Genomic DNA, 9,491 nt, shown 5'->3' with positions numbered 1-9,491 from the left:
AGATGTGTATAAGAGACAGGCCCTGACCCGGACCTGGCCGGCGTTGCGCACGATCTGCTCGATCTCGACGTTGAGCCTGATGTCGAGGTCCTGCGCGACTTTCTGCCAGAGCGTGCCGAAACCACCCTTGATCGTGAAGCTGCCCGCGTGCCCGAGCAGGTCCCGCGCGCTCGACAGCAGCCCGGTCATCTCCGCGTACTTGAGGAAGTACAGCGCGGGAATCTCGTCCAGGCTCCCGTACCCCGCGGCCGTGTAGCCTGCGCCGAACGACTCGGCCATCGCCTCCAGCCCGTGGCTTTCGAGCCACTGCCTCGCCGGTGCGCTCAGCGCCTTCGCCGAGTGCGCGAGGCCGGGTTCGCCGAGGCGCGGGAACCGGGTGTCGCGGAGATGCCTGTACCGCTGGAAGTTCTCGTAGGTGAAGAACGCCGAACTCTGCGGCCGCGACCGACCTGCCTGCGCGTCGAACACCCGGTGCGGCGTGGTGGGCTCGGTGTCGAGCCCGAGCTCGGTGGCCAGTGCCGCGAGCCGCCGGTACTCGGTGGTGCAGACGTGCCCGCCGAGGTCGAACGCGTGCCCGTCGATGTCGACAGACGCACACTTGCCACCGACCTCGCCGCCGCGTTCGAGGACGATCGCGCGATGCCCGGCCTTCTCCAGCGCACGGGCGGCGGTGAGGCCGCTGGCTCCAGCACCGATGACGATGACCGTCTTCACGCCCTGCCCTCCAGGAATGCCTGCCGGCACGCGCGCCGCCGCACCTTCCCGCTGGTGGTCTTCAACACGAGCCCTTGCGCCCCCACCACGACCTCGTCGACCGCGAGCCCGTGCGTCTCGAACACCCGCCGCCGCACCGCCTCCGCGATCTCCTCAGCGGGTGCCTTCTTCTCGCGCGTCTCCACGAACAGCACGAGCCGCTCGCCCGCCTCCCCCGGCACGCCGAACGCCACCACCCCACCAGGCCGGACCGAGGTGTGGCAGTCCCGCACCGAGTCCTCCACGTCCTGCGGGTAGTGGTTGCGGCCGTTGATGATGATCACGTCCTTGAGCCGCCCGGTGACGAACAGCTCACCGTCGTGGAAGAACCCGAGATCCCCGGTCCGCAGGTACGACCGCTCATCGCCGGGCACCTGCGCCGAGAACGTCCGCTGAGTCTCGTCCGGCAGCCCGAAATATCCGGCCGCCTTCGTCCCCGACGTCACCCAGACCTCGCCGACGCGATCGGGAGCGCAGACCGCACCGGTCGAAGGGTCGACGATCAGCACGCTCGACGAAGGCTTGGTGATCCGCCCACATCCCACGACCGGCAGCCCGTCCGCGGCCTGCACCACCTCGCCGCGTTGCAAGGAGGCGCGGTCCAGGTGCAGCACCGCCTGACCACCCATCGACACGCTGACGGTGTGCTCGGCCAGCCCGTAAGCCGGGTAGAAGGACGAACGGAGCAGGCCGCTCACCGCGAAAGCCGCGTAAAAAGAATCCACAGTGGACACCCGGATCGGCTCGGCCGCGGACATCACCACGCGCAGCGCACTCAGGTCCCACGAAGCCCGTTGCTCGGCGGAGGTCTTGCGCACCGCCAGTTCGAACGCGAAGTTCGGCGCCGCGGTGTGGGTGGCCCCGACGCGGGACATCACCTCGAACCACAGGGCCGGGCGCTGCAGGAACGACAGCGGCGACAGCAGGTAGGTGTGCGAGTTGCCGGTCAGGGTGCTCAGGATGACGCTGATCAGGCCCAGGTCGTGGTACTGCGGCAGCCAGAACACGCCCACGGTGTCCTGACCGAGGCCGAGGTCGTGGGCGTTCGCGGCAACTTCGCAGGCCAGGTTGCCGTGGGTGATCACGACGCCCTTGGGCGCGGCGGTCGAGCCGGACGTGTACTGCAGCAGCGCCGGGTCGTCCGCCGACGCCGCGTGCCAGTCGAACGACGCCGGGCGGACGCGGTCGGTGCGGTGCCAGCGCAGGCGCGGCCACTCCGGTTTCGAGCGGTCGAAGAATCCCGTCACGGCGCCGACGGTGCGGGCGCGGTCGTAGGCGCTGCTGGTCAGCACGGCCACCGGCTCACAACTGTCCACGATGGACCGGAAGCCGCCCAGATCACTGCCGAGGCGCACCGGGTTCGGCGGGTAGACCGGCACCGGGACGACGCCCGCGGCGAGGCAGCCGAGCAGGGCGCGCACGAAGTCCGGGCCCGGCGGGTAGACCAGCAGCGCGCGGTCACCGGGCCGGAAACCCCAGCCTCCCAGGGCACTCGCGATGGACGAGGCCGCCTCGCCCAGCTCAGCCGCGGTGACTTTCTCGTCGTCCCGGCCGCGCTCGTCGGCGAACGTGAACAACAATTGTTCGGGAGAGCGCTTCCACAATGCCTGGAACGCGGAGACAACGGTTCCGAGCGAAGTACTGGTTTTCATCGAGATGCCCGATCCTGACCGCGGTGACTTTCAGCCGCAGGACCGTAGCAATACCTGCCCGCACTGCGGAACCCGTCAGTACTCGAAGACCCCTCAACATGAGACCCGATATTCCCCATTCGCCCCAGGCGTCGAGCGATGCCAACACGGTGTCGATTACCAAAAGTGGCCACAACCTGCGCAGATGTGCAGGTGATCACTCGAACAGAGCAAGCGAACAAGGTCGTTCGCCCACAAATACGACCACTCCGAGTTCAATCCTAATGAGACACGAACAGCCCTGGGTTGTACACGGCGGCGAAATTCCGGCGTCACGCGACCGGCGCGGGAGAAAGGCATTCCGCTGCGGTACCGTCGCCGGACACAAAGCACAGGAATGAGGGACGCAACGTGCTGCTGGCACTCGTGTCCGCGCGCACAGGACGGCCGGCCGCAGTTCTCACCGCGGAACTCGACCTGACCGATGATCTGCGCCTCGACTCGCTCGCCCGCGTCGAACTGCTGGCCGCATTGCGAACCCAGCACCCGGGCCTGCCGGAGATCACCGTCGCGGACCTCCTCGCCTTCCGCACCCTCGGCGAGCTGCAGGCAGCGGTCGAAGGCCGCGCCACGAAACACCGCTACATCCGGATCACCCGGCCAAGACCCGCTCCGGGACTGCGCACGGCGGACCTGCGCGGCGTACTCGTGATCACCGACGACGGCCGCGGCACCGCGAAACAGCTACGCGAGAACCTTGCCGCACAAGGGATCGCGGCCACGGTCGTTGACGAGGTCCCGTACGGCGCGACCGGCGTGATCTTCCTCGGCGGCCTGCGCGACGACGTCACCCACGTCCACGCCGAGGCCCTGCACGCCGCACGTGAGGTCCGCCGGCTCTTCGTCACCGTCCAGGACACCGGTGGCGACTTCGGCCGGAGCGGCACGACACGGCGGCAGGCAGCGGGACTCGAAGGCCTGGCCCGCCACCTCAGGACGGAGTGGCCGGACAGCACGATCCGCGCGTTCGACATCCCACGCGGCCCGCACACCGCCGAGCTCATCACCACCGAACTCCTGCACGGCGGCGCGACGGAAGCAGCCGGATACCCGGACGTGCGCCACGAGCTGATCTTCGAGCGCACTCCGGCGCCTGCTGCGGACAACGCTCCAGCACGGCACGACTTCCGGGCAGAGGTCAACCCCGGCCTCCTCGTCGACGCGTCCCACAGCCCGCTCGCGTGGATGATCGAGTGGTTCACCGCCGCGTCGGGCGCGACCACGTTGCGCGACGTCTCGTTGCTGCGCGACCTGGCCACCGGAACCGGCCCGATCACCGTGCGCGGTCAGGGAAAGCGGCTCGCACTCGTCTCCACGGTCATGCACGGCCGTGCCAGAATCGCGCCTCCCGACCAGCCGGCCCGGCCCGGAAACAGGCCAGTTGTCACTGTGCGTGGCGCCCGAGCGCTGGGCTGGCGTCTCGACCACAGCAGAACCGACCCGGCCGCCACCGGCGAATGTCTCCGGATCGCGGTGAAATGGGCGGGCGAGGAGTTCGGTGGCACCGCGGTCGCGACGAGCGCGCGCCAGGTCAGGGTGCACCGTGCCGGGCTCCTTTCCGCTCCCGGAAAGGCAGCGCTGTCCGCCGGAAGAGTGCACGACGGGCGCGCCGAGTGCGACGTTCTGCTGACGGACGCCGACGGCTCGGCACGACTGGAGCTGCGGGGAGTACGACTGCTGCGCCACCCGCGCTGAACCGTTCGATAATCCTGTATGAACCCGAACGACTGAACACTGCAGCAAAAGAGTTAATGCATCTGTCGAGAAGTACCTGACCGGGATCGCAATGCGGCGATTGATGCGACCCAGGACACACCGATTCGGCCCAACACCTCGAGCGCCACCTGGCCTACCAGGCACGTAGAACCGACACCGCGTCGACGTGACCTGACCGAACGTCGAAACCGGTTCATTTCAGCCCGCCGCCATAAGAGCGCGCCAGTTGAGACGAGCGCCTGTTGAGACGGAATGGGTGCTCGATTGACCGAGTGGTCCTGCTGGGGCAACATCATTGCGCTGGACCACTGCGGACGGGATATGGTGTTGCTCAGTGGGGATAATTGTCTCCCGACGGGAGGAATCCGTGGACCCGGCACTGGACGCATTGCGCGACCGGCTGGCGGAGATCATCGCGTCACCGCCGGAGAACACCGACGACCTCGTCGACACGCTGAGCGGTCTCGCCAAGCTCTCGAACCAGTGGTCCGAGGCGATCCAAGCGCTGCGCGCGCCCACCCGCAGACTCATCGGGCCGGCCGCGGCCGCGTCGGTGAGCGTCGCCGCCCGCCGCGCCGAGGAGTCGTTCATCGAGCTGGAGATCACGCTCGGTGACGCTCTGGCGGCCCAGCCGCGCGCCCTCCGGCAGTCCTGAGCGATCCCGCGCAGGCCGTGAGCCTGACCAGGCGACTACACGCTGTGTGATAGCGGTTTCCGTCTCCCATCCGAGACACACCCGATCGGAGGGTTTCCGCACCTCCTCCGCCTGACGGATGATGCGCCCGATCGGGCTTTTCCGGGGTGAGGGGGTTGAGGCGTGCACACGCTGTGCAACCGGACCCCCGCGGCGGGTCACCCTCCGTGAGGGGGCATGATCGCGTATCCGACGCCCTCGGCTCACCAGGCGCGCGATGACCGAGCGTGGTCTAATCGCCGCCACGTGAGGATCGGCCGTACACAGTTTGGACTCGATCTCGAATGACCTCAGGTCTGCCCTGCCCCATCTGCGAGGGGCCTGATCGACGTGGCAGCCTCGAGCGCTCCCTGCGGGTGCTCGCCGTCGACGACGAGGCACCCGCGCTGGAAGACCTCGTGTACCTGTTGCGCTCCGATCCGCGCATCGCCCACGTCGAAGCGGTCACCGACGCCACGAAGGCGCTCCGGGTGCTGCACCGCGCGATGGACGCGGGGCAGCCGCTCGACGCGGTGTTCCTCGACATCCGCATGCCGGGCCTCGACGGTCTCGACCTCGCCCGCGTGCTCTCCCGGTTCGCGCAGCCGCCGCCCGTCGTGTTCGTGACGGCGCACCAGCAGCCCGCCGTCGAGGCGTTCGAGCTCAAGGCACTCGACTACCTGCTCAAGCCGGTGCGCCAGGAGCGGCTCGCCGAGTCCGTGCACCGCATCGTGCACGAGGTCTGGGACTCGAAGACTCCCACCGAACCCGTCGCGACCACTCCCGCGCAGCCCGCGAACTCCACGCCGCCGGAGATGGGTGACGAGGTCATTCCCGTCGAGCTCGGTGGCGTCACGCGGTTCATCCGCCTCGCCGACATCCGTTATGTGGAGGCGCACGGCGACTACGCCCGCCTGCACACCGCGACCGGCAGCGGCCTCGTGCGCGCGGCGTTGAACGGACTCGAGGAACGCTGGCGCAGCGCGGGATTCGTCCGCATCCACCGCAGCCACCTGGTGTCGCTGGGCCACATCGACGAGCTGCGTCTGGAAGACGGCCACCTCAGCGTCACGATCGGCGGCGCGGTGCTGCCGGTCAGCCGCCGCCACGCCCGCCACCTGCGCCAGCTGCTGGTGCGGCGCGCCCGGCCGACCCCCGTCTCCGGCGCGACGCCCGCCGGTGTCGTGCAACCGAGAAACGGCCTGGGTTCGTGACCACGCCGCCACCCCAGAATGATCCGGCACAGCGGGGCCGCGCGCCGAAGCCGACTCAGCGGGTGGTGGTGACGAGCCCGCGCACGAGGGCACCGCGGGCACGCCGCCCGTACTCGGGCACGCGGGAGATCAACGAGCAGAGCGAGCTCGGCGCCGTCTACATGCGCACGCTGATCCGCGCGCAACGGCGGCTCGGCCTCTCGGTGATGCTGGTGGTGTGCGCGAGTCTGGGCGTCCTGCCGCTGCTGTTCTCGATCGAGCCGGACCTCGGCAAGGCGCGGGTGCTCGGCCTGGGGCTGCCGTGGTTCCTGTTGTGTGTGGCGACGTTCCCGATGCTCCTGCTGGCCGGCTGGTTCTACGTGCGGCAGGCCGAGCGCAGTGAGCGCGAGTTCGCGGAGCTGGTCGAACGTCCATGACGAGTGGTTACGCCATCGTGGCGGTGCTGGTCGTCGCACTCGGCACGATCCTGGTCGGCACCTACGGACTGCGCGTTTCCCGCACCACGTCTGACTTCTACGTCGCGTCGCGCACGGTTTCCCCGTGGTGGAACGCTTCCGCGATCGGCGGCGAGTACCTGTCGGCCGCGTCGTTCGTCGGCATCGCCGGGCTGATCTTCGCCTACGGGCCGGACATGCTGTGGTTCCCGGTCGGTTACACGGCCGGATACCTGGTGCTGCTGACGATGGTCGCCGCGCCGCTGCGGCGTTCCGGCGCCTACACGTTGCCGGACTTCGCCGAGGCCCGCTTCCGCTCACGGGTCGTGCGCGCGGTCGCGTCGATCCTGGCGCTGGCGATCGGCTGGCTGTACCTGTTGCCACAGCTGGAAGGCGCCGGTCTCACCCTGAACACCGTGACGGGCGCGCCGGACTGGGTGGGCGCGCTGATCGTCACGGTCGTCGTCACCGCGAACGTGATGTCCGGCGGCATGCGCTCGATCACGTTCGTGCAGGCCTTCCAGTACTGGCTCAAGCTGACCGCGATCACCGTGCCGATCATGTTCCTGGTCGTCGTCTGGCAGGTGCACGGCGCGGAGTCGCTGACGAAGGCGGAGTTCCCGCACTTCCCGCACGACACCGAGGTGAAGTTCCACAAGGACACCGCGATCCACGTCGAGCAGTCCATCTTCATCAAGGGCAGCGGGCGGATCGACGACACGCACATCGAGAACACCGGCCTCGTGCTGACCAGCGGCAACCACCGCATCGGACTCGGGTCGGAGTTCACGTTCCCGCAGGGCGCACCCGTCCCGCATCTGTCCACAATGGGCCACAACACCAACGCGATGTGGGCGCTGCCGGAGTCCGGCGGCGAGAAGTTCCCGTTGTACGGCGCCTATTCGCTGATCATCGCGACGTTCCTGGGCACCATGGGCCTGCCGCACGTGATCGTCCGCTTCTACACCAACCCGAACGGCACCGCCGCGCGCCGCACGACGTTGATCGTGCTCGGCCTGCTGTCCGTCTTCTACCTGATGCCACCGATCTACGGCGCTCTCGGCCGCCTCTACACGCCCGAACTGCTGATGACCGGCCAGACCGACGCCGTGGTCCTGGTGCTGCCGACGCGAATGATCGACGGCATCGGCGGCCAACTACTGGGCGCACTGGTGGCGGGCGGCGCCTTCGCGGCGTTCCTCTCGACGTCTTCCGGCCTGGTCGTGTCGCTGGCGGGCGTGCTGTCGCAGGACGTGCTCAGACTCGGCGGGGTGCGCGGCTTCCGGATCTCCACGGTGCTCGCGGGCATCGTGCCGCTCGCGATGACCTTCGTGTCCTCGGGCATGCCGGTCGCGGACATGGTCGGTCTGGCCTTCGCCGTGGCCGCGTCCTCGTTGTGCCCCTTGCTGATGCTCGGAATCTGGTCCACCCGGATCACGACCGTCGGCGCCATCGCGGGCATGCTCGCGGGCGGCGTCCCGGCGCTGACCGCGGGCCTCGTCACGATGTTCACCGCCACCGGCGACTCCTGGTACACGGTGCTGCTCTCGCGTCCAGCCGCGTGGACGGTGCCGCTCGGCTTCGCGGTCATGTACGTCGTCTCCCTGCTCACCCAGCGGCACGTACCGCCGGGCGTGCAACGAACGATGGTCAAGCTCCACGCACCCGAGAACCTCGGGTTGGACGGCTCCGGCCCTTCGTCGTCATCGTCTGACGAGCGAAGCTAGATGAGGTGATGTGAGATGCAGGACTTCCTCACCGCCGCCGCGATCCTGATCGTGGGCGGAGCGGCCGTGCTCGTCCTGTGGCGGGGCACGCGCAACAAGCAGTCGCTCTCGACCGAGGCCCAGCGCGTCACCTACGAAACACTGCACACCGCCTGGTCCGCCGCCCCTCCCCTGCGCGCCGGGTTGGTCCCCGACGCCGCGAAGAAGTCCGCACGGCACCTGCGAACCTTGCTGGACACGCCTGCCCTGGCGCTGACCGACGAGACCGAAGTCGTTGCGTGGGAAGGCGTTTCGGACCACCACGCCGCCGACGCCATGACCCAGGCCGAGGACGTGTTCCTGACCGGCCGCACCCAGGCGTTCGACATCGGCTGCACCGAACCGAACTGCCCGATCAACTGCGCGGTCGTCGCTCCTCTCACGGTCGAGGGCCGGGTCGTCGGCACCCTGGCGGCCTACTCCCGCGAGGCCTCCGCCGGCCTGGTCCGCGCCACGAACCAGGTGGCGCGGTGGGCCGCAGGGCAGCTGGAGCTGGCGGAGCTGGACCGCTCGCGAACCCGGTTGGTGGAAGCGGAAGTACGCGCCCTGCGCGCACAGATCTCGCCGCACTTCATCTACAACTCGTTGTCCGCCATCGCTTCCTACGTGCGCACCAATCCAGAGCGCGCCCGGACGTTGTTGCTGGACTTCGCGGACTTCACCCGCTACTCGTTCCGGCGCCACGGCGACTTCACGACGCTGGCCGAGGAACTCCGCTCCATCGACCAGTACCTGGCGCTGGAGCGCGCCCGGTTCGGCGAGCGGCTGAAGGTGACACTGCAGGTGGCTCCCGAAGTGCTGCCGGTGACGGTGCCGTTCCTGTGCCTGCAACCGTTGGTCGAAAACGCGGTGCGGCACGGGATGGAGGGCAAGGTCGAGCCGGGCCACATCCAGATCCACGCCAACGACAGCGGCGCCGAAGCCCAGATCACGATCGAGGACGACGGCATCGGCATGGACCCCGAGAAGCTGCGCCGGACGCTGGCCGGGCAGGTGGACGAGTCCGCGGGCATCGGGCTGGGCAACATCGACGAACGGCTGCGGCGGGTCTACGGCGACGAGTACGGGCTAGTGGTGGAGACGGCGTGCGGGCTCGGCACGAAGATCACCGTGCGCGTTCCCAAGTACCACGCGGGCATCAACGGCATGTGACCCAAGCGGCCACGTGCGCCCCCCGCACGCGATGCCGAAGACGAGCCCCCGCATGGCATCCGCGATGCCGAGGTCGAGCCCCGCATGGCATC

Annotated in this window: 8 protein-coding genes; 6 read left to right on the top strand and 2 right to left on the bottom strand. The window is 68.8% G+C overall.

All coding sequences use genetic code 11. From position 1 onward, the window contains the following. Together UK23_RS46620 and UK23_RS46615 are read right to left on the bottom strand one after the other, a co-directional pair. A partial coding sequence (locus UK23_RS46620) for an FAD-dependent oxidoreductase (protein WP_196778188.1) occupies positions 1–714 on the bottom strand: 714 nt, incomplete at its 3' end. After that, positions 711–2,405 carry a fatty acyl-AMP ligase gene (locus UK23_RS46615; protein WP_082115537.1) on the bottom strand — a complete coding sequence of 565 codons (1,695 nt, stop codon included), beginning with the start codon at positions 2,403–2,405 and terminating at the stop codon, positions 711–713. The genes UK23_RS46615 and UK23_RS46620, both read right to left, overlap by 4 nt. A 390-nt stretch (positions 2,406–2,795) precedes the next feature. Between UK23_RS46615 and UK23_RS46610 the strand changes: the two genes are divergently transcribed. The 6 genes from UK23_RS46610 (at position 2,796) to UK23_RS46585 (ending at position 9,399) form a co-directional block, all read left to right on the top strand. Beyond that, the gene (locus UK23_RS46610) at positions 2,796–4,139 is read left to right on the top strand and encodes a phosphopantetheine-binding protein (protein WP_045318293.1); all 1,344 of its coding nucleotides are present in this window, start codon (positions 2,796–2,798) and stop codon (positions 4,137–4,139) included. Positions 4,140–4,527: 388 nt separating this feature from the next. Next, positions 4,528–4,815: a hypothetical protein gene (locus UK23_RS46605; protein WP_045318292.1), complete on the top strand. Its 288-nt coding sequence runs from the start codon at positions 4,528–4,530 to the stop codon at positions 4,813–4,815. 323 nt (positions 4,816–5,138) lie between these two features. Next, positions 5,139–6,047 (top strand): LytR/AlgR family response regulator transcription factor, encoded by a 909-nt coding sequence (locus UK23_RS46600; protein ID WP_231114997.1) that lies wholly within the window; start codon positions 5,139–5,141, stop codon positions 6,045–6,047. After that, entirely contained in the window at positions 6,044–6,463 is a 420-nt protein-coding gene (locus tag UK23_RS46595; RefSeq protein WP_052685662.1) for a hypothetical protein, read from the top strand. Before UK23_RS46600 ends, UK23_RS46595 begins: the two co-directional genes overlap by 4 nt. Then, positions 6,460–8,208 carry a cation acetate symporter gene (locus tag UK23_RS46590; RefSeq protein WP_045318290.1) on the top strand — a complete coding sequence of 583 codons (1,749 nt, stop codon included), beginning with the start codon at positions 6,460–6,462 and terminating at the stop codon, positions 8,206–8,208. Before UK23_RS46595 ends, UK23_RS46590 begins: the two co-directional genes overlap by 4 nt. A gap of 15 nt (positions 8,209–8,223) precedes the next feature. After that, on the top strand, positions 8,224–9,399 hold the full coding sequence (locus tag UK23_RS46585) for a sensor histidine kinase (protein WP_045318289.1): 1,176 nt from the start codon (positions 8,224–8,226) through the stop codon (positions 9,397–9,399). Positions 9,400–9,491: the final 92 nt, after the last annotated feature.

This window comes from Lentzea aerocolonigenes (genome assembly GCF_000955955.1).
Taxonomy (GTDB): domain Bacteria; phylum Actinomycetota; class Actinomycetes; order Mycobacteriales; family Pseudonocardiaceae; genus Lentzea; species Lentzea aerocolonigenes_A.
The sequence above is the reverse complement of the archived record's forward strand: the minus strand, read 5'-3'. Positions and strand labels throughout refer to the sequence as shown.